General features: G+C 52.9%; 23 protein-coding genes, 1 tRNA gene and 1 pseudogene. 2 read left to right on the top strand and 23 right to left on the bottom strand.

Going from position 1 to position 24,110, the window contains the following annotated elements; all coding sequences use genetic code 11:
* The first annotated feature begins 78 nt into the window (after positions 1-78).
* Positions 79-378 carry an ogr/Delta-like zinc finger family protein gene (locus A3OW_RS29195; RefSeq protein WP_020565811.1) on the top strand — a complete coding sequence of 100 codons (300 nt, stop codon included), beginning with the start codon at positions 79-81 and terminating at the stop codon, positions 376-378.
* Positions 379-398: 20 nt separating this feature from the next.
* Here A3OW_RS29195 and A3OW_RS27450 read toward each other — a convergent pair whose 3' ends face one another.
* The 17 genes and pseudogenes from A3OW_RS27450 to rlmE all read right to left on the bottom strand — a co-directional run bounded on the left by A3OW_RS27450 (position 399) and on the right by rlmE (position 15,150).
* Positions 399-830, bottom strand: coding sequence for a DUF2335 domain-containing protein (locus tag A3OW_RS27450; protein WP_083918270.1), 432 nt, complete (start codon positions 828-830; stop codon positions 399-401).
* Positions 802-1,053, bottom strand: coding sequence for a hypothetical protein (locus A3OW_RS28080; protein WP_157385957.1), 252 nt, complete (start codon positions 1,051-1,053; stop codon positions 802-804). The genes A3OW_RS27450 and A3OW_RS28080 overlap by 29 nt, the downstream gene beginning before the upstream one ends.
* Positions 1,054-1,365: 312 nt before the next feature.
* Complete coding sequence (locus tag A3OW_RS28770; RefSeq protein WP_232422426.1) at positions 1,366-2,046, bottom strand: tyrosine-type recombinase/integrase; 681 nt, start codon at positions 2,044-2,046, stop codon at positions 1,366-1,368.
* 16 nt (positions 2,047-2,062) lie between these two features.
* Positions 2,063-2,650 (bottom strand): annotated as a pseudogene (locus tag A3OW_RS28765) (tyrosine-type recombinase/integrase); the annotation flags it as partial.
* A gap of 868 nt (positions 2,651-3,518) precedes the next feature.
* Positions 3,519-3,833: an HGGxSTG domain-containing protein gene (locus tag A3OW_RS29190; RefSeq protein ID WP_408605660.1), complete on the bottom strand. Its 315-nt coding sequence runs from the start codon at positions 3,831-3,833 to the stop codon at positions 3,519-3,521.
* Positions 3,834-4,497: 664 nt separating this feature from the next.
* Entirely contained in the window at positions 4,498-4,914 is a 417-nt protein-coding gene (locus tag A3OW_RS25695) for a hypothetical protein (protein WP_020565808.1), read from the bottom strand.
* Positions 4,907-6,376, bottom strand: coding sequence for a DUF3987 domain-containing protein (locus tag A3OW_RS0122950; protein WP_020565807.1), 1,470 nt, complete (start codon positions 6,374-6,376; stop codon positions 4,907-4,909). The genes A3OW_RS25695 and A3OW_RS0122950 overlap by 8 nt, the downstream gene beginning before the upstream one ends.
* Positions 6,373-6,783, bottom strand: a complete 411-nt coding sequence (locus A3OW_RS0122945; RefSeq protein WP_020565806.1) for a hypothetical protein — start codon at positions 6,781-6,783, stop codon at positions 6,373-6,375. Before A3OW_RS0122945 ends, A3OW_RS0122950 begins: the two co-directional genes overlap by 4 nt.
* Before the next feature lie 4 nt (positions 6,784-6,787).
* Positions 6,788-7,114, bottom strand: a complete 327-nt coding sequence (locus A3OW_RS0122940; protein WP_232422425.1) for a helix-turn-helix transcriptional regulator — start codon at positions 7,112-7,114, stop codon at positions 6,788-6,790.
* A gap of 129 nt (positions 7,115-7,243) precedes the next feature.
* Positions 7,244-7,750: a hypothetical protein gene (locus A3OW_RS0122935; protein ID WP_020565804.1), complete on the bottom strand. Its 507-nt coding sequence runs from the start codon at positions 7,748-7,750 to the stop codon at positions 7,244-7,246.
* Positions 7,747-8,964, bottom strand: coding sequence for a tyrosine-type recombinase/integrase (locus A3OW_RS0122930; protein WP_020565803.1), 1,218 nt, complete (start codon positions 8,962-8,964; stop codon positions 7,747-7,749). Before A3OW_RS0122930 ends, A3OW_RS0122935 begins: the two co-directional genes overlap by 4 nt.
* Before the next feature lie 204 nt (positions 8,965-9,168).
* Positions 9,169-9,253 (bottom strand) — tRNA-Leu (locus A3OW_RS0122925).
* Positions 9,254-9,366: 113 nt separating this feature from the next.
* Positions 9,367-9,891 (bottom strand): preprotein translocase subunit SecG, encoded by a 525-nt coding sequence (secG, locus tag A3OW_RS26695; protein ID WP_020565802.1) that lies wholly within the window; start codon positions 9,889-9,891, stop codon positions 9,367-9,369.
* Positions 9,892-9,909: 18 nt separating this feature from the next.
* Entirely contained in the window at positions 9,910-10,656 is a 747-nt protein-coding gene (gene tpiA, locus A3OW_RS0122915; RefSeq protein WP_026223877.1) for a triose-phosphate isomerase, read from the bottom strand.
* Positions 10,657-10,710: 54 nt separating this feature from the next.
* On the bottom strand, positions 10,711-12,051 hold the full coding sequence (gene glmM / locus A3OW_RS0122910) for a phosphoglucosamine mutase (RefSeq protein ID WP_020565800.1): 1,341 nt from the start codon (positions 12,049-12,051) through the stop codon (positions 10,711-10,713).
* Between the two features lie 202 nt (positions 12,052-12,253).
* The gene (ftsH, locus tag A3OW_RS0122905) at positions 12,254-14,194 is read right to left on the bottom strand and encodes an ATP-dependent zinc metalloprotease FtsH (RefSeq protein ID WP_020565799.1); all 1,941 of its coding nucleotides are present in this window, start codon (positions 14,192-14,194) and stop codon (positions 12,254-12,256) included.
* Positions 14,195-14,523: 329 nt separating this feature from the next.
* Complete coding sequence (gene rlmE / locus A3OW_RS0122900) at positions 14,524-15,150, bottom strand: 23S rRNA (uridine(2552)-2'-O)-methyltransferase RlmE (protein ID WP_020565798.1); 627 nt, start codon at positions 15,148-15,150, stop codon at positions 14,524-14,526.
* 51 nt (positions 15,151-15,201) lie between these two features.
* Between rlmE and yhbY the strand changes: the two genes are divergently transcribed.
* Positions 15,202-15,486: a ribosome assembly RNA-binding protein YhbY gene (yhbY, locus tag A3OW_RS0122895; RefSeq protein WP_020565797.1), complete on the top strand. Its 285-nt coding sequence runs from the start codon at positions 15,202-15,204 to the stop codon at positions 15,484-15,486.
* A gap of 32 nt (positions 15,487-15,518) precedes the next feature.
* Here the strand turns inward: yhbY and greA are convergent, their stop codons facing one another.
* From greA to dnaJ, 6 genes are all read right to left on the bottom strand, one after another.
* A complete protein-coding gene (gene greA / locus A3OW_RS0122890; RefSeq protein ID WP_020565796.1) occupies positions 15,519-15,995 on the bottom strand; it encodes a transcription elongation factor GreA in 477 nt (158 codons plus the stop codon).
* Between the two features lie 47 nt (positions 15,996-16,042).
* Positions 16,043-19,270: a carbamoyl-phosphate synthase large subunit gene (carB, locus tag A3OW_RS0122885; protein ID WP_020565795.1), complete on the bottom strand. Its 3,228-nt coding sequence runs from the start codon at positions 19,268-19,270 to the stop codon at positions 16,043-16,045.
* A gap of 76 nt (positions 19,271-19,346) precedes the next feature.
* Complete coding sequence (gene carA / locus A3OW_RS0122880) at positions 19,347-20,474, bottom strand: glutamine-hydrolyzing carbamoyl-phosphate synthase small subunit (RefSeq protein ID WP_026223875.1); 1,128 nt, start codon at positions 20,472-20,474, stop codon at positions 19,347-19,349.
* A 252-nt stretch (positions 20,475-20,726) separates the two neighbouring features.
* Complete coding sequence (gene cfa, locus A3OW_RS0122870) at positions 20,727-21,866, bottom strand: cyclopropane fatty acyl phospholipid synthase (RefSeq protein ID WP_020565792.1); 1,140 nt, start codon at positions 21,864-21,866, stop codon at positions 20,727-20,729.
* A gap of 284 nt (positions 21,867-22,150) precedes the next feature.
* Positions 22,151-22,954, bottom strand: coding sequence for a 4-hydroxy-tetrahydrodipicolinate reductase (gene dapB, locus A3OW_RS0122865; RefSeq protein ID WP_020565791.1), 804 nt, complete (start codon positions 22,952-22,954; stop codon positions 22,151-22,153).
* Positions 22,955-22,958: 4 nt separating this feature from the next.
* Positions 22,959-24,089: a molecular chaperone DnaJ gene (dnaJ, locus tag A3OW_RS0122860; RefSeq protein WP_020565790.1), complete on the bottom strand. Its 1,131-nt coding sequence runs from the start codon at positions 24,087-24,089 to the stop codon at positions 22,959-22,961.
* Between the last annotated feature and the right edge of the window lie 21 nt (positions 24,090-24,110).

Here is a 24,110-nt window from a genome sequence, read left to right as displayed (position 1 = left end):
CATATCAGATTCATACACATACGCAACCTTTTCGGAAATCGAGCATAATAAGGCGCCGTTTTCTGGAAAAACCCACCTATGCGAATCGACTGCCCGTACTGCCTTAAAAAAGCCCGGATCACTTCCCGCAATTATTTAAATGAAGAAAAAACCGTTTCCGAACTGTATTGCGAATGCACCGATCGGGATTGCCAGGCCCGATTCGTTTTCTCGTTGAGCTTAAAACACCACATCAATCCGCCGGCGCCTATAACTCAAGAGCTCATTCAAAATTTAATCAATCGGATGAGCCAGGAAGAACTGGGGGAATTGCAGAAGAAAATAGCCTCAAGCGCTTATAGTCGAGAAGCAATAAAAAAACCGCCGAAGCGGGTTTAGTTATTGGAAAATTAAGGGAATTATTTTTTATTCAGAATAAAAGCTTTAATTAAAGCTCCAGTGGGTATTGCCGCTATAGCTCCAGCTAGCCATTCGTGATCCTTTAACCCAAGATACGTTGCGGATGCTATGCAAATAAGGCAAATAATAAAGCCAAATATTTGTCCTATCGCATCGCTTCTAGAGACCGATCGGATCTGACGTTCGTCCAGAGCGATTTGTTTCTGTTGAGTTTCAATATTTGAGTTTAATGCTAAGGCTTCCAATCGACGGCGATGCAGTGATTCGTCTTCGGCTAATTTAATTAGCCGTTGGGCTGTCCCGGGAACAAGCTGATCAAATCCCCGTAAAATGTCAGGATGGGGAATAGGCCCTTGATAATTGGTGAGTTGAGCAGATACTACTTGTTGACGATGGCTATTTTTATTCGGAACTGTGGACTTCTTTGCCATGCTTTTCGATCACATTGTGAAAATCAGTGCCTATGGCTTGCCAGTCTTCAGCCAACGCATCGGCAACAGTTTTGGATGGTAAAGAGATTAGCTTTATTTCGCGTCTTTTGGGGTGTTCAACACGGCCAAATAATACGACAGGCGCAGACAAGCCTTTCCAAAATCCACGAATGAACGCCTGTTTGGATGTATCTGAAAAATCGATCAGTTTTATCTGATTCATATGCGCCTCCATTTTACTTACTTTGGGTAAGTAGACCCTTGTTTGTTCACATTGGTGCAACAAAAAACCCGAAGACAGAGCCTGTTTCCGGGTAAATTCATTATTATTTTTTATATAAATACTACCTTATAGGTTAACTTTGTCAATGACAAACAACCTAAGAAATTAGGTTAATTAATTAAGCTAATAGATATCAATGAATTTCAAAAGGCTTTCTTCGATGAGAATGGTTATCGCATGCCCTTTCTGCGAGTCATGCAGGAATTTTTCAATCTCGCGTCCTTGTCCTGCCGCGACCTAGACTATTACATCTTATTTATCGTTTTTATAAATCAGGATTACTACGGCGCCAGCCTTCAGATGATCCAAATAATCGGCCCATGCCTGCATCATTTTCCGCCTTTCGTCCAGGTATTGTGCCCGGTTATAAGCCGCTCTGACGGCATCCCTGGGCATGTGGCAGAGCTGGCGCTCGATCGCGCCCGGGCTCCAGCCTTGTTCGTTCAGAAGTGTGGATGCCGTGGTTCGGAAGCCGTGCGCGGTCATCACATCGCTTTCATACCCCAGCGTTTTAAGCGCGGTTCGGATGGTGTTGTCCGACATCGGACGGCCGTCGCCGCGGCTGGATGGAAAGACATAGCGGCCGGATCCGGTCAACGGCCTGATGGCTTGAAGTATCTCGATGGCCTGCCTCGATAATGGGACAATGTGCTGGACTTCGGTCTTGGTGACGAAATAGCGCCATTCTCTGGCGGCCAGGTCGACATCCTTCCATTCCATTTGCCGGATCTCTCCGGGACGTTGAAAAACCAAGGGCGAAAACCGGAAGGCGCATTGAACAACGAAGGTTCCTTGGTAGCTGTAGATATCCCGCAGCAGGCCGGCCACGTCTTTGGGTTCGGTCAGGGCCGCCCGGTGCTTTACTTTGAGGCGGCAATTGGGTGCCGACAGGTTGCGCCGGATCGTAGTCGGCGAAACCGTGAGCAATGGCATAGGCGAAAACGGCGCTGATTTCGCTGTGTGCGCGGTGCGCCGTTTCGAGTTCGTTCCGGGCTATAAGCGGCTTGAGTAGACCGTAGATTTCCGGAGATTTGATTTCTTTCATGTCTTTGTCTCCGATCGCCGGAAAGACGTGCCTTTCGAAACGCCTGATTTTCTTTTGGCGAGTCATGTCCCGGACGGTATGGGCGGTGGATGTCATCCAGGTGCGAGTGATTTCTTCGAAAGAGCCTTTAATCGGGATGCCCTTTGCTTTCCGTTGCTCCCGGTCTAAGGCTTCGGCTTTTTCGATCCGGGCTTGTTTGCGGGTCTCGCTGGGGTCGATGCCGCCGGCAATCATCGCTTGCAATGCCCGGTATTTTTCCCGGGCTTTGGCCAGGCTGACCGTGGGGTAAACGCCGATCGAAAGCATGTTCCTTTTGCCGTCGATTGCGTATTCCATCCGCCACCATTTCGAGCCGTCCGGATTCACCCGCAAATAAAACCCTCTGGCGTCCTTTATTCGGTAAGGTTTCTCTTTCGGCTTGGCGTTTTTAATCGCTACATCCGACGGAATCAGGTTATCTTTTCTTTTATATTCAGACACTTGAATCACCATAGAGCAATAAAATGCAATAACTTTTTTAGGCGATTATAGGTTATTGCAAAAGTTATTGCATTTTATGGTGATTGTTATTGCATTTCGTTGCACACTACCGAACAATAAAAAACCCGCCAAGCCAGGAAACTCGCGGGTTTTTGTACTTTGTCGGTTCTCTCTGAACCTTGTATTGGTGCGATGGTCGGATTTGAATATAAATATAAACTTTTGATTTATTTATTATTTTAAAATAGAATAATCAAAATACCGACAAAAATACCGTCAAGCTCTCATCGTTTGCAGGTCATTTTATAAACTCTCAGTTTTCCGCAATGATTGCCCCCAAGCGGTACTTGAACCAGTCCATGTAATCCTCCCCCCGTATAAAACGGAAAAAGTCGGGTCATAAAAAACGGGACGCCCGGCTTAATTGGTGTCGCTTAACTTCCCGCTCCACCGATCCTCGATCACGCGTCGGCTTGCCCTTATCCCTTGCCGCCATCGATCACGCTCCCGAAAAACCTATCGTTTCCACCATTCCCTCATGCAGTGGCCCGGCCGATTGTTTCCTATTCGGAACACAATCAATTCCCTAGCATGATTCCATGCCAACTCTCTGAAATCCGCGCCATTCGTGCATTACAGGCAGGCATGATATTTGCTTTGGGTGTTGTTTCCTAAAAGGAGCATATCACTGCATTGCCCCGATCCGATCAGCGCCAGCATGGGCATGGTGTCCGGGCAGGTTAAAACGCCAGGCACAAAAAAGCCGGGTTGCCCCGGCTGCTCGTATTGTCTCGATACTCTTTTTTATATCTCCGAAAAATTCCTACCATGCCCCGTTATCCCATTAGCTTCCAATACCTCCGTTCCGCCTCTTCGGGTATTATCGGTCTGTATGGCTTCGCTTTTTCTTGGGACAAAATCCGTTCATTGCTGAGCGCCGTTTACCTTCTGGGGTCTTGGGGCCCGTACTTTCGCCGCCATGCCATTTGCACCGGCCATTGGCGTAAATGGCTTTGAGCTTGCAAGGTGTCCCGGCTCTGGTTTTTGCGCCACATTGCAGGCCGATTAAATCGGGCGGCAACGGCTCACTCTTCGGCGGGGGATATTGATAACCTCGTTCCCGCCATTCCTCGAATGCGGCAGAGCTTCTTTTGTAATAGGCTTTAAGGCGTTTGCGTTGTTCCTGCGTACTCACTCTATTTTCTCGAATGTTGCTGTAATGTTGCCGTATACATGGGCTTTGCTACGTTTGGCGCTGAGCCGCCAGCTCTTGCTTGTATTGAACTCCAGCGCTCACGATGTCACACTCAATATCTCCCAGTGTGACAATTTCTGACTCAATCCTTGTCTTATCTAAGATCAGTTGTGACAATTCCTGTCTCAACAAATAACCGTCAGAGCACGGTTTGTAACGCTTTTATATCTCCTAAAGTCTGTCCTGTTGCTCACGATGAGCCGCCAGCCCTTGCTTGTACTGAGTTCCAGCGTTCACAATGCCACGATCAATATCTCCCAACTTGCATCGGTAACGCTGGCCTTTCTGATGGGGTATAGGCTCGACTTCGCCGGTTACACCGTCAATCTCTACGGGATATTGATTCGCCATTTTTACGCCCTCCTAAGCGGCTTTACGGTGGGTATTATAAACTCAGGGTTTATAATTTGCCCGGGGTGTTTCTTCGCACATTGGATGCAAACCCATCGCCCCGGCGCGTTGGCGACTTCCAAGGCTTTCGCCCGGCCTTTGCGTTTGCAGAATCCTTTCCGGCATACATAGCAGATTTTCAGGACTTGCAGATGGTTCGGCCCGCGGGAAAGGTGAAGGTCATATCCGGGGAGTGTATGCTTTTCAAAATGTGTCATGGTTGAATCCTTGAATCATTGAAGTCTTCACAGCGCCTCGGTAGGTCGTCCACCGGCCGGAACCGGTGCCGGATGCAGTAGCCTCGGCTGTTCAGGTTCCGGCACTCCCGGCAATGGTGGCGGTCATCCGGCGGCGGCACTTCTTCAGCCCGCTTCAGGTAATAGGCCAGGGCGTCCGGGTTGCCGGCGCAATAGTCGAGCACGTCGTCAATCATGGCTTGATCGGTTTCGCCGATGAAGTGCAGCCAGCGAAGGATGGCGGTTTTCTCATGGCGGGTAGGCGAATCGGGCGAATCGGGCGAAAGTTCAGTAATGACGCGGGTTTGCGCCGGGCGAATTGCGGGCGAATCGGGGCGAATTTCGCCCCGTTTGGGCGAATCGCCTAAGATGTCGTCAAGGAGGCCGTCAAGCATTGGGCACTGCCTCCCATTCGGCGGAAGCAATTCGGACATCTCCGTTCACCACGTCCACGGCTTTCTGAATCAGGCCGCACTCGCGCAGGATCGATAATGCCACATCGCGCTTATGCTTATTGCGTAAGTGCTTGGGTGTCGCCGTTTTCAAAATATCGGTTTCACTGGCGCGTTGATTTGGCCGCTTCAACATCCATGCGTACAGCTCCCGCGCCCATCGATCATGAGTCAGATCCTCCCGCTGCCCGAAGATGCCGCGCCAGGTGTCGAGCGAATACCCGGCCAGCGCAATTCCGTTTTTCATCCGCTCGGCGCTGATGGTGTTTTCATCTGCATAGGCGGCCAGGACGCCGGCATTTCGGCAGGCCAGCTCACACAATCGGACGGCAAACGGCTTAACGCAGTGCAGTGGGTTTGCCGGGTCGCGGGCCTGTTCCATCCGCTCGAAGGTTTCGACCAGAATCTGACGCGCCTCATCGCTCAGACGGATCGTGCGGAACTCGCCACATTCGCCGTCGTCGGTAATGACTTGTGCTCGAAGCATGGCCTTGCACCGGTCCCAGAAGGCTTTAACGTAGGGGTCATTCCAGAATTCGTAACGGCGATATTTCCTCGGCGGCAAGGGCTCCGGCCAGCTCACCATGAACCTCGGCCAGAGTCCGATACTGGATAAAGCCGGGTCAGTTAACGCTTCTTGTGCGACATCCGGTTGGATCATCCAGTGAGCGCAAAAACGGCGGTTATAAAGCTGAATTCGCCCGCTCATGCCGCGCTGAACCGACACCGCTTCCCCATCCCATAGCTTGTTCAGATTCGCCGATGTGTTGGCTCTCTGCTCGGCGGCCATGCCCCAGCCGCATAACATCGTTGCGCCCTCGGCGGTGAAGATGCCCTGGCTCGGCCAGCCGGTCAGGAAGCCCTTGATGATGCCTTGAACCGTTGCATCGGAAGCGAGTAGATAGGGTTCCCGCTCGATTGCTCGTTCCTTCACTGGCAGAGAGGCTTGCTCGGCTTTTCGGGCCTCTATCGCGCCGTGACGCTCTTTCTCGTACTGCTTAATACCGCACAAAACGATGCTTTCGACGGTTGACTTGCCGTCGCCGGATTCGGCAATCGACAGGGCGTAAATCGAAAGCGGCTTATGGCCTGACAGGGTCTCGACTTCACAGCTCCCTTGAGCGGCCAATGATGCCGCCGACAGGATGGACTGTCCTATGGTTGCCGGGTTGAGCTGGGCGTTCAGGGCAATCACTTTGCACAAATCGGCCAGAGGGCCCAGCGCGTCAACCGGGTATTCAGGCGATTGGTAGGCGAATTCGCCTAATTTTCGCCTCGATTCGCCCCCAATTCGCCCGCCTGAACCTACCGTCAGTACTGAGCTTTCGCCTCTTTCGCCCCTTTCGCCTGCCGGGGGCACATCAACGACGATATGCCCCGGACCAATAACCTCGTAATCGCTCATGCCGCTGCCCTCCGTGCATCGATCCGCGTAACCGGTCCGCGTTCCGGAGCATAGAGCACCAGCTCCGCCCCGGCCGCCAGCAATAGCCCGGCAAGTTTTGCTATTTCTGCAATTGGCTCGAGCTCACCGAAGCCGGTAATCATCACGTCATACCCGGCGGCCATGCTCCAGGCATAGGCCGCTGGATCATCGCCGGGCGGCAACACGACCTTGCAGCCGGGAAACCAAGTCGGAAACTTGGCACGCTCCCATGCGCCGCTGCCGGTGCAGACGATCAGACAGGCGCCGGCGAACAGATTCAATTGATTGGCGTATGGTGGTTTTTTTCGGGTAAAATGGCGTTGCTCTGAATTTTTGTAAGCCGCTGGGAGTTGCCCGACTCCGGCGGCTTTTTTGTGTGCGGTCATTCGATCAGGCCCCCGTGCCAATAGTCCGCGCGGCCTCCAGCTCGGCCACGAGTTTCTTTATTTCTTCGTCTGATTTTCCGGCAATACGGGCCTGATTGATGGCCGCCACTTCATGCGCCGGCCATCCGGCTTGACTTGCATTTCCGTTTTTGTCTCGGCCAATACAAACAGGCTTGGGGAAAAGGCCGCGTTCGATTTTGCGGTAGATTGTTGACCGGCTTTCGCCGGTCGCCGCTTCAACAGCGGGACGACGTAGCAGCGGCTTGATGTCGGGCATGACGGCTGCCGCTACAGTGTTACGGGTGGGTTGAATAGGTGTGATTGTAGCCATTGAACATCCTTAGAAAGGTTGTGCCGCTCCGGGATTGGTGCGGTATGGCTCTGTATATTAAACACGGTTTTAAGGAGTTTAGTGGAAAATAGTAAAAAAACCTTTTTTCCACTAAGTCCGATGGCTGTTTTACTCTTCGGTCGGCTTTTTTAGCCAGGGCGGTTCAATGCAAGAGATTAGAAGGGTCTCCCCGTCGCTGTCGGTTTCCAGCCTCCACATTCCGGACGCTATTAATTCTTCCTGAAGTTTCAACCTATCCTTCCTTATTCTTTCCACTCTCTTATAAGCGTTTTTCACGTCGTGCTCGCTGAGGTTAAACTCGTGCATGACTTTTGTTACATGGGCGGTGTACAGGCCTTTTTTCCCTTTAGCCTTGGCTTCCTCGGCCAAATCTACCAGCCTATCGTGGATGCGCATATCACGCGATAATTTAGAAGGTTTCTTACCGGGAGGACGCTTGAACTTTCCAGATAGAGCATCGGCTATAAAACTGCGCATGCCCCCTGATATTTCCCGATCAGAGCGCAACAGGTCTATAAGCGGTTTCACGTCGTACTTGATGAAATAGACTCCAACAATATGAAACTCCATCGGGAACAGCCCCTTATAATCGCCGCAATCCAGACGAACACTCACCGCTTAGCCTCCCGTATCGGAATAACCTTGGCACCCTCTCGTAATCCATCCAGATAATCGGCCCACCATTGCAGCATTTTGGCCCGCTCGGGCAAATATTGAGCCCTGTTGTAAGCCGCCCGTACGCTATCCCGCTCGCCATGGGCAAGCTGTCTTTCTATCGCATCGGGGTGGAATAAATGCGATTCGTTAAGCCGAGTGCTCGCCATCGATCGGAAGCCGTGAGCTGTCATTTCATCGCCGCTATAACCTAAGCGCCGCAGTGCGCCGGTAATGGTGTTTTCGCTCATCGGCCGGTCTGCGCTTCGGACACTCGGAAAAACGTAGCGCCCTCCTCCGGTCAACGGCCGTATCTCTTCCAGAATCTCAATGGCCTGACGTGAAAGCGGAATAATGTGCTCGTCCCGCATCTTCATTTTATGGCCGGGTATGCGCCACTCTTTGCGCTCAAGGTTGATATCGCACCATTCGGCCCGGCGCACTTCGCCAGGTCGCAACATAACGAAGAATGAGAGTTTAAAAGCGCACCGGGTTTCAAGGTTGCCTGTATATCCGTAGACAGCCCGCAATAATTCCCCAATTTTTCCGGGGTCGGTAATGGCCGCGTAATGCGTCACCGATACGGGCTTTAAGGCGCCCTGCAAGTCGGGGACCGGGTTTCTTACCGCTCTGCCCGTTGCAATGGCAAACCTGAATATTTGTCCGATTGTGCGCTTTGCCGTATGCGCCAGCTCGTTCGCGCCTCTCGCCTCGATACGCCTCAAAACGGTTAAGATTTCCGGCGCCTCGATCTCGGCTAACGGCCGCCCGCCAAGCCAGGGAAAAACGTCCTGCTCCAGACGGGTTAAAGTTCGCTTGGCATGGTCTTCGGTCTTGTCGCTCATGTGGATGTGATGCCATTCCCGGCCTATCACTTCAAAACTATTGGCGGCGCGTTCAGCCTTCGCCGCCTTTGCCGCTTTACGCTGTGCAGAGGGATCGCTGCCGGTTGCTATGAGCTTTCGGGCTTCGTCGCGTTTTCCACGTGCATCCGATAAGCTCACATCGGGATAAACGCCAAAGGAAAGCGTCTTTCTCTTCCCTTCATGGCGGTAATCAAAACGCCATAATCTACCGCCTTGTGGCGTAATGAAGAGGTACAATCCTTTTTCGTCGGCCAGCTTATAGGGCTTGTCTTGGGCTTTTGCTTTTCTTACTTGAATGTCGCTTAACATGCAGCCTCCGGGATTCTTTGACGGTATTAAAAATGCCTTTTGACGGTATGCGATATACAGTAAATGGCTGATACCGTAAGGAATACCGTCATGTTTTACGGTATTGGATAATACAGCTTGAGATTCGTTGAGACAATAAAAAACCCGCTAAGCCTTGCGACTTGCGGGTTTTGAGACTGTTTGAGACCGTCTGAGTCTGTCAATTGGTGCCGATGGTCGGATTTGAACCGACACGACTTGCGTCACCACCCCCTCAAGATGGCGTGTCTACCAATTTCACCACATCGGCGTTTGTTCGGCCGCCAGCTCACTATTCATAAGCTGGCTTTATATTTTGAATTCGATCCTTGATTTTTTGTGACTCCGGAAATCTGCTCTGGATCATTCCGGAAGATTTTAATCTTATTTTTTTGGCGTCTCTTTCTTTTCTTTAGCCGGAGCGGTATCGGCCGCTTCAGTCTTTTTGGTTTCTTCCGCCTTCTTTTCTTCTACTTCGGGAACTGCGGCTGCTTCCGCCTTCGGCTCACCGGCTGCCACTTTTTCGGCGCTGACCGGTTTTGCCTCCGTAGCCGCTGCGGGAACTTCCTCAGACTTTACCGCCGGTTTATTTTCTTCTTTTTTCGGCTCTTCTACAACAGGCAGTGTCGAAGCCTCTTCTGAAGTGGCCGGTTCGCTCATCAAATCGTAAGCTACTCCTTTATGACTGTTTAATACAGCCAGGCCCAAACTGGTCAAAAAAAACAGGGTCGCCAGAATGGCAGTGGAACGTGATAAAAAGGATGCGGCGCCTTGCGCCCCAAAAACGGAACCCGACGCACCGCTTCCGAAAGCCGCGCCGGCATCCGCGCCCTTACCTTGCTGCATCAGCACCAATCCGATAATGCCCAAACCCAGCAGGACGTGAAATACAATGATAACTTGATACATATTAAAGTCGAAACTGCTTTAAATCGAATGATAAATCTTCAAAAAGGAGTCCGCATCCAGGGAAGCTCCGCCGATCAAACCGCCGTCAATATCCGGCATGGCAAACAGACCTTTTGCATTTTCCGGCTTGGCGCTTCCCCCGTACAGGATCCGGATTTTTTCCGCCACACTCCGGTCTTTGGCCGCAATATAGCCGCGAATATATTTGTGCACTTCCTGGGCCTGTTCATCGGTCGCAGTTTTTCCGGTGCCGATCGCCCAGACCGGCTCGTAAGCGATCACCGCAGTATTGAAAGCGGCGATTCCTGCCGCGGCAACGACCGCATCCATCTGTTCGTCGATGACCGCGAACGTTTCGTCCTTTTCGCGCTGATCCAGCGTTTCGCCTACGCACAGGATGGGAATGATGTTTTGGGCCTGCGCCTGGCAAAAACGCGCCGCGACCGATTCATTGGTGTCGCCGTAATAAGTGCGCCGTTCGGAATGCCCGACAATGGCGTATTTGCAACCGAACTCGTTCAACATGGCGGCCGAAACTTCACCGGTAAACGCGCCCGAACTTTTATCGGCGACGTTTTGCGCGCCTAATGCCAGTTTGCTGTTTTTTAATAATTGGCTTAATGCAGGGATGTGCACATACGGCGAGCATACCGCAATGTCGGCATGGTCTGAGCCTAATCCGGCCATGATGCCTTTCGCCAACGCTTCCGCACTGGCTAGTGTTCCGTTCATTTTCCAATTTCCGACTACTAGAGACCGACGCATCATTACTCCCACATAGAATCAAATCGGCTATGATATATATTAACTATCCCAATTTCAAGCCTTGATTGCATTCCTGACTTCGTCGGCCAATTGCCGGGCCAACTCATTCACGGCGTCCTCATGCTGTCCTTCCACCATGACGCGAATAAGCGGCTCTGTTCCGGAAGCCCTAAGCAACACGCGACCTTGTCTGCCGAGTTTTTTTTCAGCCGCTTTGACGGCTTGCTGAATGGATTCGTCGCGATCGGGATTGATTTTTTTATCGGTTCTGACATTCACCAGCACTTGCGGATATTTTTGCACGTCCGCTTTCAGTTCGTGCAAATTTCTGCCGCTGCCGTGTATTTCCGCCATGATCTGCAATGCGGCGATAATGCCGTCTCCGGTGGTCGTTCGGTCCAGACAGATAATATGCCCGGAGCCTTCGCCTCCCAATATGCCCTGGTTTTCCACCAGCATTTCCATGACGTAGCGGTCGCCCACCCTGGCTCTAAGCAGTTTCACGTCCAGTTTATCCAGGGCATGTTCGACGCCCAGATTCGTCATCAAGGTGCCGACCACCGGACCGTGGAGCCGGCCGGCCTGCAATCTCGATTTAGCGATGATGTAGATAAGCTCGTCACCATCGACGATTTCTCCCTGATGATCGACCATGATCAACCGGTCGCCATCGCCGTCCAGAGCGATGCCCAAATCGGCCTGGTTGTCCAGCACCGCTTTCGCCAGCTTATCGGGATTCGTCGCGCCGCATTGGTCGTTAATATTAAGGCCATCGGGTTCCGCTCCTATGGCTATGACTTCCGCTCCGACTTCCGCGAACACATGAGGAGCAATATGATAGGTCGCGCCATGGGCGCAATCGACGACCATGCGCATACCCTTGAAATCGAGTCCGGGCGGTATGCTGGCCTTACAAAACTCGATATAACGCCCGGCCGCATCGACCAGGCGCTTCGCCTTGCCCAGTTTCGACGATTCCACGGTCGTCATCGGTGAATCGATGTACTGCTCAATCCTGGATTCCGTGTCGTCAGGCAATTTCGTGCCGTGAACCGAGAAAAACTTGATCCCATTGTCGTAGTAAGGATTGTGCGAAGCGCTGATGACGATGCCGGCCCGGGCTCTTAACGTTCGCGTCAAATAGGCAATGCCCGGAGTGGGCATGGGACCCAACAAGCGGGTATCGACCCCGGCTGCGGTCAGTCCGGACTCGATTGCGGATTCGAACATATAACCGGAAATACGCGTATCTTTGCCTACCAGCACAAAACCATCCCCTTCGCTGGCAAAAACCCTGCCGGCAGCCCATCCCAGCTTCAATAAAAAATCCGCAGTAATGGGAGGCTCCCCAACTTTGCCTCGGATGCCGTCAGTACCAAAATATTTTTTTGTCATAAATTTTAATCTTTCGGCTACCGAAGAGAGCGGAGCCTTTGAGTGGGTAATATTCCCGCTGTTAAAAAACGATCTAACAGAATGGATGAGCGCGTCAGTTTAAAACAGTGCGAATCCGATTCGCAATAATGGCGCCTTAAAAAAACTCAATAAAAAAGGAGAGACATGCAATGCCTCTCCTTTTCATTAGAATGCCGCTGTTTTAATTCTGCTCGGCAGTGCCGACTATCGGCTTCTCAGGTTTTTTCTCATCCTTGTTACCGGCATCGGAAGAGTTACGTTCGCCTGTCGACGCGTACGGCGGGGTTCGATCGTCCCAGCCTTCGGGCTCTCTTAACGGCTTGCGCTCCATTAAATCATCGATCTGATATTTGTCGATCGTTTCATATTTGATCAGAGCCTCCGCCATGGCGTGCAGGATGTCGATATTTTCTTTTAAAATCCTTTCGGCCCGTTCGTAGTTGCGATCGATAATGGAGCGGATTTCTTCGTCGATGGTATGAGAAGTCTCTTCGGCAACCGTTTTATGCTGCGTGACCGAACGACCCAGGAAAATCTCGCCTTCTTCCTCGCTATAGGCCAAAGGCCCCAAACGCTGCGACAAGCCCCACTTGGTCACCATATTCCGAGCCAGCTCGGTAGCCCGCTCAATGTCATTCGAGGCTCCGGTACTGACTTGCTCCCAGCCGAATATCATTTCCTCGGCAATACGTCCGCCGTACAAACTGGAAATCATGCTGTCCAGCTTTTGCTTGCTGGCGCTGTACTGGTCTTTCTCGGGCAGAAACATCGTGACGCCGAGCGCGCGCCCTCTGGGCATGATGCTGACCTTGTAAACCGGATCGTGCTCCGGCACCAGACGCCCGACGATGGCATGCCCGGCTTCATGGTAAGCGGTCATTTTCTTTTCCTTGTCGCCCATGACCATCGAGCGTCTTTCCGCACCCATGATCAACTTGTCCTTGGCTTTTTCAAGGTCGGCCATGTTGACCAGACGCTTGTTCAGGCGGGCAGCGAACAAGGCCGCTTCGTTGATCAGGTTCGCCAGATCGGCGCCCGAGAAACCGGGCGTGCCCTGAGCGATGTATTTCACTTCGACGTCGGACTCGGTCGGCACTTTTTTCAAATGTACCTTCAGTATCTGCTCGCGCCCCCTTACATCGGGCAAACCGACGGTAATCTGGCGATCGAAACGGCCCGGGCGCAGCAACGCCTTGTCCAGAACGTCGGGACGGTTGGTCGCGGCGATCACGATGATGCCTTCGTTTCCTTCGAAACCATCCATTTCCACCAGTAACTGGTTCAAGGTCTGTTCCCGCTCGTCATTGCCGCCGCCGAGTCCGGCGCCGCGCTGACGGCCCACGGCATCGATCTCGTCGATGAAGATGATGCAGGGCGCGTGTTTTTTGGCGGTTTCAAACATGTCCCGTACTCTCGACGCGCCGACGCCGACGAACATTTCGACGAAATCGGAGCCCGAAATGGTAAAGAACGGTACCTTGGCCTCGCCGGCGATTGCCCTTGCCAACAAAGTTTTTCCGGTGCCCGGAGGACCGATCATCAACGCGCCGCGGGGAATCTTGCCGCCCAGTCGCTGGTATTTGGCCGGATCTTTTAAAAAATCCACCATTTCCACGACTTCTTCCTTGGCTTCATCGCAGCCTGCGACGTCGGCAAAAGTGACCTTGATCTGGTCTTCTTCAAGCATCCGGGCCTTGCTTTTACCGAAACTCATGGCGCCGCGCGCGCCGCCCGCGCCACCCTGCATCTGCCGCATGAAGAATACCCATACGGCAATCAACAGCAGCATGGGACCGAATGAAATCAGCAACTGCATCAGCAAGGAAGGCTGTTCGGGAGGAACCGCCTTGATGTCCACGCCGTTGGCCAGTAAATCATCCACCATATGGACGTCATTGGGTGCATAGGTCTTGAAATGCTGGCCGCTTTGCATTTTGCCCTTGACGACGTTCTCATCGATGACCACTTGCTGAACCTGTCCCGATTTGACTGCATCGATAAACTGAGAATAAGACAACGCAGAGTCGGCTCCGTCCATTTGCGGGCCGAAATTGTTGAAGATCGACATCAAGACAACGGCGATGACGACCCACAATAGTATATTTTTTAATATTTCGTTCAAATTACACGCCCCGAGCCGAAACAGCTCCTGGTTTTTTAAAATCAGAGTAATTATATCAGCAGTTTTCCTTAGGAACTGTCGTTATTGCCCGATCGTCCAAAGACAATCCGAAAAGGGATTATGCTTTACTTAATCCTGAATCCGTGCTCATTTTGACAAATAACTTTATAAAACAAATGGATATGAGTGAATTGCTTTCACCCAAAATAATTCTCATTTGGCGCTTAAGCTATTGGAATATACCAACAAAATGAAATCAGAGCACGGATTCAGGTTAATTCCAGTCTGCCTCGGGATTACCCTGATAACTCATAGCTTCAATATAAGGATCAAGGAGTTTTTTTAAACCCCATAGCCAAAATATATACTTCGTTGCTTCGAGGTCTGGATGCTTTCGGTTTTCTGATGACTACCTTGTTAAAATAATGCTGCACTTCCCGATGGAATGATTCAAAACCTTCCCCTTGAAACAACTTGACTAGAAAAGTGCCCCCCGGGGTTAAAACGGATCGGGCGGTCTCCAGAGCCAGTTCGGCCAAGTATAAGGATCGTATTTGATCCGTGCTTTTGTTTCCGCTCATGTTGGGGGCCATATCCGACATCACCAGATCGACGGAAGCGCCCTCCAGTCTGGCCCGGAGCTGATCGAGAATGGTTTGCTCCCGAAAATCTCCGAGTATGAAATCGACCCCGTCAATGGGTTCCATCGGCAATAGATCGAGAGCAATCACCTTGTTTTTATTGCCGATCGACTGTTTTGCAAATTGAGACCATCCCCCGGGAGCCGCCCCCAGATCAATAACGTTCATTCCTGGTTTGATAATCCTGTCCTTCTCCTGAATTTCTTTCAGCTTAAAAACCGCTCGCGAACGATAGCCCTGCGTTTGAGCCAATTTGACATAAGGATCGTCAAAATGTTCCCGCATCCAGCGGCTGCTGCTTTTACTTCGGCTCATAAGGTAAGGGTCTTTTCGTGTAGAATACGTCTTTTGATTCAGGATTTATCAGTGAACTCTTCAGACAAGAAAAAACTCAGAGCCGAAGCGCACAGTTTAAAACCGGTCATCCTGATCGGCCAGGCCGGCTATACGCCCGCCGTTTTGGCCGAACTGGAATTGGCGCTTGCCAGTCACGAACTGATTAAGGTCAGAATACGCGCAGAGCGGGAAAATCGCAAACAAATTAGTGAAAAAATTTGCCGGGACACCGGGGCCGAACTCATTCAGTCGATCGGAGCTTGCGCCGTCCTTTATCGGCTCAATCCCGACAAACCGGCAAGAAATCCAAAATAAAGAACTATCCTTCAGCGTATTTTGCAATTGAATTAAACGTATTGAATGGAGAGTATTTCATACTCGACATTGCCGCCGGGGGCTTTGACGGTCACGATGTCGCCCACTTCCTTGCCGATCAAGGCCCGGGCAATGGGCGAGCCGATCGAAATGCGCCCTTCCTTGATATTGGCCTCGTCTTCTCCCACGATCTGATAAATCACCGTCTTTTCGGCATCCAGATCTTCAATTTCCACCGTCGCGCCGAAAACGACTTTGCCGCCGGGATCCAGTTTGGTCACGTCAATGATTTGGGCGTTGGACAACTTGGCTTCAATTTCCTTGATACGGCCTTCGGCAAAACTTTGCTGCTCGCGCGCGGCATGGTATTCGGCATTTTCCTTCAAATCACCGTGTTCACGAGCCGTGGCGATCGCCGCGATAATGCGGGGACGCACCACCGTTTTCAACTCTTCGAGCTCCGCCCGCAATTTCTCCGCTCCTTTCACGGTTAAAGGCACTTTGTTCATCTCTCAGAAACTCCAATATTATTTTTCATTTCCCCATGGGAATTTTATCAATTTTTCAAATTCAGGCTCTTGTGAAGATCCTGCAAACAAACCACTTCGCGGGCTTCCAGTTCACCCAAGGCATAGCAGGCCGCCTTCGCTCCCGCCATCGTCGTGTAATAAGTGACGCGGTGCTGCAAGGCCTCCCGGCGCATTGTGAAAGAGTCCGCAATGGCCTTCTTTCCTTCGGTCGTGTTGATCACCAGTTGGATCTGGCCGTTCTTGATCATATCGACGGTATTGGGCCGCCCCTGATTCACCTTGTAAACGACTTCGCAAGGAATGCCGGCTTCCTGTAAAAACCTGGCAGTGCCAGGGGTGGCTACGATCTCGTATTTTTTGTCGACCAGCATTCGGGCAATGTCGGGCGCTTTGACCTTATCCGCATCGCGGATGCTGATCAGGACCTTGCCGCTGTGATTCAATTTGACGCCGGCAGCTCGCTGGGATTTGGCAAACGCTTCGCCGAAGGTTTTGCCGACACCCATGACCTCGCCCGTCGATTTCATTTCCGGGCCCAGCAGCGGGTCGACTCCCGGAAATTTGACGAACGGGAACACGGCTTCCTTGACCGAATAGTATCCGGGAATCCGCTCTTCGGTCATGCCTTGCTGAGCCAGGGTCTTCCCCACCATGCAGCGGGCGGCGATTTTCGCCAGCGGATAGCCCGTCGCCTTGGACACGAACGGCGCCGTGCGTGAAGCTCTGGGGTTGACCTCGAGCACATAAATGTCCTCTCCCTGAATCGCAAACTGGGTATTCATCAGGCCCTGCACGCCCAGCGCCTCGGCCAGAGCCTTAACCTGCTCGCGCAGCCGGTCCTGAATCTTTAACGGCAGTTCGTAAGGAGGCAGCGAGCACGCGGAATCGCCGGAGTGAACCCCGGCCTGCTCGATATGCTCCATCAAGCCTCCGATCAGAACGCGCTCGCCGTCATAAATAGCGTCGACGTCCATTTCAACCGCATCGTCCAGAAAGCGGTCCAGCAATACCGGCGAATCGTTGGAAACGGTGACGGCCTCTTTCATGTAGCGTTGCAGCCCTTCCTCGTTAAAAACGATTTCCATTGCCCGTCCGCCCAGGACATAAGACGGTCGCACCACCAGCGGATAGCCCAGTTCCTTGGCCGCGGTCAAAGCCTGTTCCACCGAGCGCGCCGTCGCGTTGGGAGGCTGTTTCAAATCCAGCCGCTCCAGTAATTTCTGAAAGCGTTCGCGATCTTCCGCCAGGTCGATCGAATCGGGCGACGTACCGATGATCGGTACGCCGGCCGCTTCCAGCGCCCGGGCGAGCTTCAGCGGCGTTTGTCCGCCGTACTGAACGATCACGCCCTTGGGTTTTTCGATATGGACGATTTCCAGCACGTCTTCCAGTGTGAGCGACTCGAAATACAAGCGGTCGGACGTATCGAAATCGGTCGAGACGGTTTCCGGATTGCAATTGATCATGATCGTCTCATAACCGTCTTCGCGCAGCGCCAGCGCGGCATGAACGCAGCAATAATCGAACTCGATGCCCTGCCCGATACGGTTCGGGCCGCCTCCGAGAATGATGATCTTTTCTCGGTCGGAAACCCGCGCTTCGCATTCTTCTTCATAAGTCGAATACAAATAGGCGGTATCGGAAGAAAACTCGGCCGCGCACGAATCGATTCGTTTATAGACCGGGCGGATGCCGTGCCTGTGCCGAACGTTGCGCACCTCGGACTCGGTCGTGCCCAACAGTTTTGCCAGACGCTGATCGGAAAAGCCTTTTCGCTTCAACCGGTACAGTTCGCCTTCTTTCAGGGTCGCCAGCGTTTTGGTCGCCAGCGATTTTTCGGAAACGATCAGATCCTCGATCTGCGCCAAAAACCACGGATCGATTTTGCAGGCTTCGTGCACTTCTTCAAGGCTCATGCCGCTGCGGAAGGCGTCGGCCACATAACGCAAGCGGTCGGGCCCCGGATGACGCAGCTCCCGCTGCATTTTCTCGTGGGCGTCGACTTCTTCCATATCGATGACTTCGTCGAGCCCGCTGATGCCGATTTCGAGACCGCGCAACGCTTTTTGCAGCGACTCCTGAAAAGTGCGTCCGATCGCCATGACCTCGCCCACCGACTTCATCTGTGTCGTCAGCCGGTCATCGGCCTGAGGAAACTTTTCAAAGGTGAAACGCGGAACCTTGGTGACGACGTAATCGATCGTCGGTTCGAACGAAGCCGGCGTCGCGCCGCCGGTGATCTCGTTCTGGAGTTCGTCCAAGGTATAGCCGACCGCCAGTTTCGCCGCGACCTTGGCAATCGGAAAACCGGTCGCTTTGGACGCCAGCGCGGAGGAGCGCGATACCCTGGGATTCATTTCGATCACGATCAGGCGGCCGTCCTTCGGATTGATCGCCACCTGCACGTTCGAACCGCCGGTATCGACGCCGATTTCGCGCAGCACCGCCACCGCGACGTTGCGGAGAATCTGATATTCCTTGTCGGTCAAGGTTTGCGCGGGCGCTACGGTAATCGAGTCGCCGGTATGGACGCCCATCGGATCGAAGTTTTCGATCGAGCAGACAATGATGCAGTTGTCCTTGGAGTCGCGCACGACTTCCATCTCGAACTCTTTCCAGCCGAGCACTGATTCTTCGATCAACAGCTCGTTGGTCGGCGACAAATCGAGGCCCCGCTCGCAGATTTCGATGAACTCCTCGCGGTTGTAAGCGATGCCGCCGCCGCTGCCGCCCATCGTGAAGGACGGACGGATGATCGTAGGATAACCGACTTCTTCCTGCGCGGCCAGCGCTTCCTCGATCGAATGGGCGGTCTTCGACCTAGCCACTTCGAAGCCAATCCTGCGCATCGCCTGATTGAACAGTTCGCGGTCTTCGGCCTTGTTGATCGCTTCCTTGGTTGCACCGATCATCTCGACGCCGTATTTTTCGAGCACGCCGTTGGCATCCAGGGCCAGCGCGCAGTTCAGCGCGGTCTGCCCGCCCATGGTCGGCAAAATCGCGTCCGGGCGTTCTTTTTCGATAATCTTTTCGACCGTCTGCCAGTCGATGGGTTCGATGTAGACGGCATCGGCCATGTCCGGATCGGTCATGATCGTGGCCGGATTGGAATTCACCAGAACCACGCGAAAGCCTTCCTCGCGCAGCGCCTTGCAGGCCTGGGTTCCTGAATAATCGAATTCACAGGCTTGGCCGATGACGATGGGGCCCGCGCCCAGTAATAAAATCGATTTTATGTCGGTTCTTTTTGGCATATTGGTAAAAATACTAGATAAAAGTACAAAGCAGACGACGACAGGAACAGTCTCCCTATTCCCTCGGCCGCCATGCCTAGCGTCTTTTTTCCATCATTTCGATGAAATCGTCAAACAGCGACTCGACGTCGTGAGGACCGGGGCTGGCTTCAGGATGCCCTTGAAAACTCATCGCCGGACAATCGGTGCGCCTGACGCCCTGCAGACTGCCGTCGAACAAAGAGTAATAGGTTGCGGTCAAGTTGCCGGGAAGACTGTCCTTGTTGACGGCAAACCCATGATTCTGGCTGCTGATCAGAACCCGGCCCGTGGCCGTTTCCTGCACCGGATGATTGGCGCCGTGATGCCCGAACTTCATTTTCTCGGTTCTGGCGCCGCTGGCCAGGGCTAATAACTGATGACCGAGGCAAATGCCGAAGACCGGAATTTTTTTGGCCAGAATGGCTTTAATCGCTTCGATCGCATACGTGCAAGGCTCCGGATCGCCCGGTCCATTGGAAAGAAAGACGCCGTCCGGATTCATCTCCAGGACCGCCCCGGCGGGGGTCGTTGCCGGCACGACGGTAACGCGGCAGCCACGGTTCGCCAGCAAACGCAGGATGTTGCGCTTGATGCCGAAGTCGTAAGCGACCACATGGTAATGCAGATTATCGGCCTGGGTGTATCCTTTCCGAAGATGCCAGACGTTTTCGGTCCATTCGTAAGGTTCGGACACGGAAACGACCTTGGCCAGATCCATGCCCTTCAATCCGGGAAACTCCTCGATCGCCGCCTTCGCGGCCTCGACGTCGACGTTTTCTCCGGCCATGAGACAGCCGCGTTGCGCGCCTTTATCGCGCAAAAGCCGGGTCAGCTTGCGGGTGTCTATGTCGGCGATGGCCACTACGTTATGTTCGACCAGATACTGCTGCAACGTTCTTTCGCTTCGCCAGTTGCTGGCCACGAGCGGCAAATCTCTGATCACCAGGCCGCTGGCAAAAATACGGGCCGATTCATTATCTTCGCTGTTTGCGCCGGTGTTGCCGATATGCGGGTAAGTTAAAGTCACTATCTGACGGGCATAGGAGGGGTCGCTCAATATTTCCTGATACCCGGTCATCGCCGTATTAAAAACGACTTCGCCGACGGGACACCCGTCCGCGCCGATCGATACACCGTTAAACACCGTTCCATCTTCCAATACCAACAATGCGGGCTTACTCAATCACGTCACCTCTAAATGTGCAAAACGGGATGAATCTTTATAGATTCATCCCGTTGTCTAAATACAAACACGGGTAATTTTACAAGATTATAACCACCGGGTCATTACCAAATTTTTTAATACCATGTTCCGAAAAATAAATGCCGTTTTTTCGTCGTTTCCAGCCCGGTGAAATCACAGTGCGACAAACCGATTGCGTGGCAGCCCGACTGTTCTTTGAACGGAGCCGGGAGCCGCCGGCTTTTTTTCCGCTCATCGAACCGATGCATAACCCGTCCTGACCCCTTGCTTGGAGAATACGATCTGCCAGAGCTGGTTTTCACGCGCCCTGAACGCGCCCGCGCACGACAGCAGGTAATATTTCCACATGCGAAAAAAACGGTTGTCGTACAAATGGCTGATGGCATCCCAATTTTTGGAAAAATTCTCAAACCAGCACATCAAGGTCTTGTCGTAGTCGGCACCGAAATTGTGCCAGTCCTCCATGACGAATTTGCCTTCCGTCGCCTTGGAGATTTGTTTGATGGAAGGCAACATGCCGCCCGGGAATATGTATTTTTCCATCCAGGGATCGGTGGCGATGACCGACTTGTTGCCGCCGATGGAATGAAGAAGAAACAACCCGTCGTCCTTGAGGCAGCGACGGGCGATATTCATGTATTCGCCGTAATTTTTGTAACCCACGTGTTCGAACATGCCGATCGACACGATATGATCGAAGGTTTCGTTCAGTTCCCGGTAATCGGCCAGACGAATGTCTATCGGCAAGTCTTTGCATAAATCGATACAAAACCGGTGCTGTTCTTCCGACAGAGTGATCCCGACGCAGGACACCCGATAATGCTCAGCCGCGTACTTCATGAATCCGCCCCAGCCACAGCCCATGTCGAGTATTTTCTGGCCGGGCTGCAGATTCAGTTTTCTGCAGATCAGATCGAATTTATGCTCCTGCGACTCGTCGAGAGTCCTGGCGTTCTTCCAATAGCCGCAACTGTACGCCAGGTGCCGGCCCAGCATCGAACGGTACAAATCATTCCCTATGTCATAATGATACTTGATGATTCGGGAAGCCAGATTTCTGCTTTGCCGATTGGAAAAGTAGGCCCAAAGTCCGTTTTTGATCGAATGCGGATCGAGCTTGACCCGAGTGCTCAGCACACCCGAAAAAAATTTATTGAACAACTCGTCCAGTTGCTCGCAGCTCCACCATTCATCCATGTAGGCCTCGCCTAGGCCGACCGACCCCTCGGTCAATATTCTTTCGTATAAGTCCGGGTTGTAAACCTGGACATCCCAGGGATTGTTTCCATTAAAAAAAATCTGGCTGCCTTCCAGAAGCTTTTCCAGCTTTGCTCTGAATTTATTATGGGTGTTATCGATTGGTTTGTTCATAGCAGGCACTCGGTTAAAACTGGAGCGTATCGAAACGCCCTATTACGCTTTATCAAACAGGTTTTTATTAGGATGAATTTGCCTGAACGTCTTCGCAGACGCCAATCAAATTCAAGGTAGTAATTTATTCTCGGATAAACTGCAGACACACTTTATCCCGGCAATCATTACTTCCAGGCTAACCTTTATAAGCCGCCCTTAAACCTGTCAACCAGTAAAACCAGAGCCACACCCGCCTGACCGCTCAGGTGCTCGGTCGAATCAAACATCGGAATTTTCGGGTTTCAAGCCAACCCCAAAACATCCCGCATATCATATAAACCCGATTCCTTGCCGGACAACCACAATGCCGCCCTGACCGCGCCATTGGCAAAGGTCATGCGGCTGGACGCTTTGTGAGTAATTTCCAGGCGCTCGCCTTCATCGGCGAACATGACCGTGTGTTCGCCGACGATATCGCCCGCCCGGATCGTGGAAAAACCGATGGTGTTCCTGTCTCTTGCCCCGGTATTGCCTTCTCTTCCGTAAACCGCACATGCTTTTAAATCCCGTCCCAGGGTTGACGCAATCACTTCTCCCATGCGCAAGGCGGTACCGGAAGGCGCATCGATCTTGTGCCGGTGATGCGCTTCGATAATTTCTATGTCGGTGTTTTCCCCCATCACCCTGGCCGCCATTTCCAGCAGTTTCAGCGACAAATTGACGCCGACGCTCATGTTGGGCGCCTGCACGATCGCAATGTCTCCGGCCGCCTCGGCAATGTGCGATTTTTGCATCTCGTTAAAGCCGGTCGTACCGATCACCATTTTTTTCCTGCTTCTCCGGCAGATGTCGATAAGCGCCATGGACATTTCGGGACGGGTAAAATCGATCAACACGTCAAACCGGTCGGCGGCCTCGGCCAGGTCCGCCGTCACGTGCACGCCAATGGGGCCGATGCCCGCCAGATCCCCGGCGTCCCGGCCTACGGCCAGGCTTTCCGGGCGCGACACCGCGACCGTCAGCTCGGCATTGGGCGCCATATCCGCCGCCTTGATCAAAGAGGAGCCCATCCGGCCGGAAGCTCCGGCAACAGCGATACGAATCATGAAATTATCCGGTTAATTTATCGAAAAAACTTTTAACGCCGTCCATCCAGCCGTGTTCCTGAGGACTGTGATGTTTGCCGCCGCCCATCAAGGACTCGTTCAGTTCCTCGATCAGAGCTTTTTGCTCTTTGGTCAGATGCACCGGAGTTTCCACACGCACCCGGCACATCAGATCACCGACCGCTCCGCCCCTGACCGGTTTAACGCCTTTGCCGCGGAGCCTGAAGACTTTCCCGGTCTGGGTTTCCGCAGGAATCTTCAAATTGACTTTGCCGTCCAGCGTGGGCACCTGCAATTCCCCGCCGAGACAGGCGGTAGGAAAGCTGATCGGCACTTCGCAGTATAAATTGGCACCGTCCCGGGTAAAGATTGGATGTTCCTTGACCTGTATTTGAACGTACAAATCGCCGGACGGCCCTCCGTTCTCCCCGGCCTCGCCTTCTCCGGCCAGACGGATACGGTCGCCGGTATCGACGCCGGCGGGAATTTTCGCCGAAAGCGTCTTGGTTTCCTGGACCCGCCCCTGGCCGTAACATTTACCGCAGGGATCCTTGATCTGCTTGCCGCTGCCCCGGCAGGTCGGACAGGTCTGCTGCACGGAAAAGAAACCCTGCTGCATCCGGACCTGGCCATGACCGTGACAGGTCGAACACACCACCGGGCTGGTGCCTTTTTTGGCGCCGCTGCCGGCGCATTCGCCGCAAGCCACCAAGACCGGCACGCGAATTTTCGCCTCGGTCCCGGCCACCGCTTCTTCGAGAGACAATTCCAGGTTGTAGCGCAAATCGGAGCCGCGCTGAACGCTGCTGCGTCTGCCGCCGCCGAATATGTCGCCGAAAACATCCCCGAAAATGTCGCTGAAGCTTTCCGCGCCGAAGCCGCCGTGGTGTCCTCCGTCCATCGAGGCGTCGACGCCGGCGTGGCCGAACTGGTCGTAGGCTGCGCGTTTTCTGGGATCCGATAATACTTCGTAGGCTTCTTTGATCTGCTTGAATTTGGCTTCAGCTTCTTCCGGATTGTCCTTGTTCCGATCCGGATGATATTTCATCGCTTTACTGCGATAGCTTTTTTTGATTTCTGCATCACTGGCGTTTCTGTCCACGCCGAGAAGCTTGTAATAATCTTCTTTCGCCATATTGAGTCCGCTCCCGGGAAT

Source organism: Methylosarcina fibrata AML-C10 (genome assembly GCF_000372865.1).
GTDB lineage: Bacteria > Pseudomonadota > Gammaproteobacteria > Methylococcales > Methylomonadaceae > Methylosarcina > Methylosarcina fibrata.
The sequence above is the reverse complement of the archived record's forward strand: the minus strand, read 5'-3'. Positions and strand labels throughout refer to the sequence as shown.

Excerpts from the sequence above, each read along its gene's own strand:
- A3OW_RS0122930 (WP_020565803.1), bottom strand. The coding sequence starts at position 8,964 with ATGTTAAGCGACATTCAAGTAAGAAAAGCAAAAGCCCAAGACAAGCCC.
- A3OW_RS27450 (WP_083918270.1), bottom strand. The coding sequence starts at position 830 with ATGGCAAAGAAGTCCACAGTTCCGAATAAAAATAGCCATCGTCAACAA.
- greA (WP_020565796.1), bottom strand. The coding sequence starts at position 15,995 with ATGAACAAAGTGCCTTTAACCGTGAAAGGAGCGGAGAAATTGCGGGCG.
- A3OW_RS0122940 (WP_232422425.1), bottom strand. The coding sequence starts at position 7,114 with ATGGCTACAATCACACCTATTCAACCCACCCGTAACACTGTAGCGGCA.
- dnaJ (WP_020565790.1), bottom strand. The coding sequence starts at position 24,089 with ATGGCGAAAGAAGATTATTACAAGCTTCTCGGCGTGGACAGAAACGCC.
- dapB (WP_020565791.1), bottom strand. The coding sequence starts at position 22,954 with ATGATTCGTATCGCTGTTGCCGGAGCTTCCGGCCGGATGGGCTCCTCT.
- tpiA (WP_026223877.1), bottom strand. The coding sequence starts at position 10,656 with ATGCGTCGGTCTCTAGTAGTCGGAAATTGGAAAATGAACGGAACACTA.
- rlmE (WP_020565798.1), bottom strand. The coding sequence starts at position 15,150 with ATGAGCCGAAGTAAAAGCAGCAGCCGCTGGATGCGGGAACATTTTGAC.
- A3OW_RS29195 (WP_020565811.1), top strand. The coding sequence starts at position 79 with ATGCGAATCGACTGCCCGTACTGCCTTAAAAAAGCCCGGATCACTTCC.
- secG (WP_020565802.1), bottom strand. The coding sequence starts at position 9,891 with ATGTATCAAGTTATCATTGTATTTCACGTCCTGCTGGGTTTGGGCATT.
- cfa (WP_020565792.1), bottom strand. The coding sequence starts at position 21,866 with ATGAACAAACCAATCGATAACACCCATAATAAATTCAGAGCAAAGCTG.
- carB (WP_020565795.1), bottom strand. The coding sequence starts at position 19,270 with ATGCCAAAAAGAACCGACATAAAATCGATTTTATTACTGGGCGCGGGC.
- A3OW_RS28080 (WP_157385957.1), bottom strand. The coding sequence starts at position 1,053 with ATGAATCAGATAAAACTGATCGATTTTTCAGATACATCCAAACAGGCG.
- A3OW_RS0122945 (WP_020565806.1), bottom strand. The coding sequence starts at position 6,783 with ATGACCGCACACAAAAAAGCCGCCGGAGTCGGGCAACTCCCAGCGGCT.
- glmM (WP_020565800.1), bottom strand. The coding sequence starts at position 12,051 with ATGACAAAAAAATATTTTGGTACTGACGGCATCCGAGGCAAAGTTGGG.
- A3OW_RS25695 (WP_020565808.1), bottom strand. The coding sequence starts at position 4,914 with ATGCTTGACGGCCTCCTTGACGACATCTTAGGCGATTCGCCCAAACGG.
- A3OW_RS0122950 (WP_020565807.1), bottom strand. The coding sequence starts at position 6,376 with ATGAGCGATTACGAGGTTATTGGTCCGGGGCATATCGTCGTTGATGTG.
- A3OW_RS28770 (WP_232422426.1), bottom strand. The coding sequence starts at position 2,046 with ATGCCATTGCTCACGGTTTCGCCGACTACGATCCGGCGCAACCTGTCG.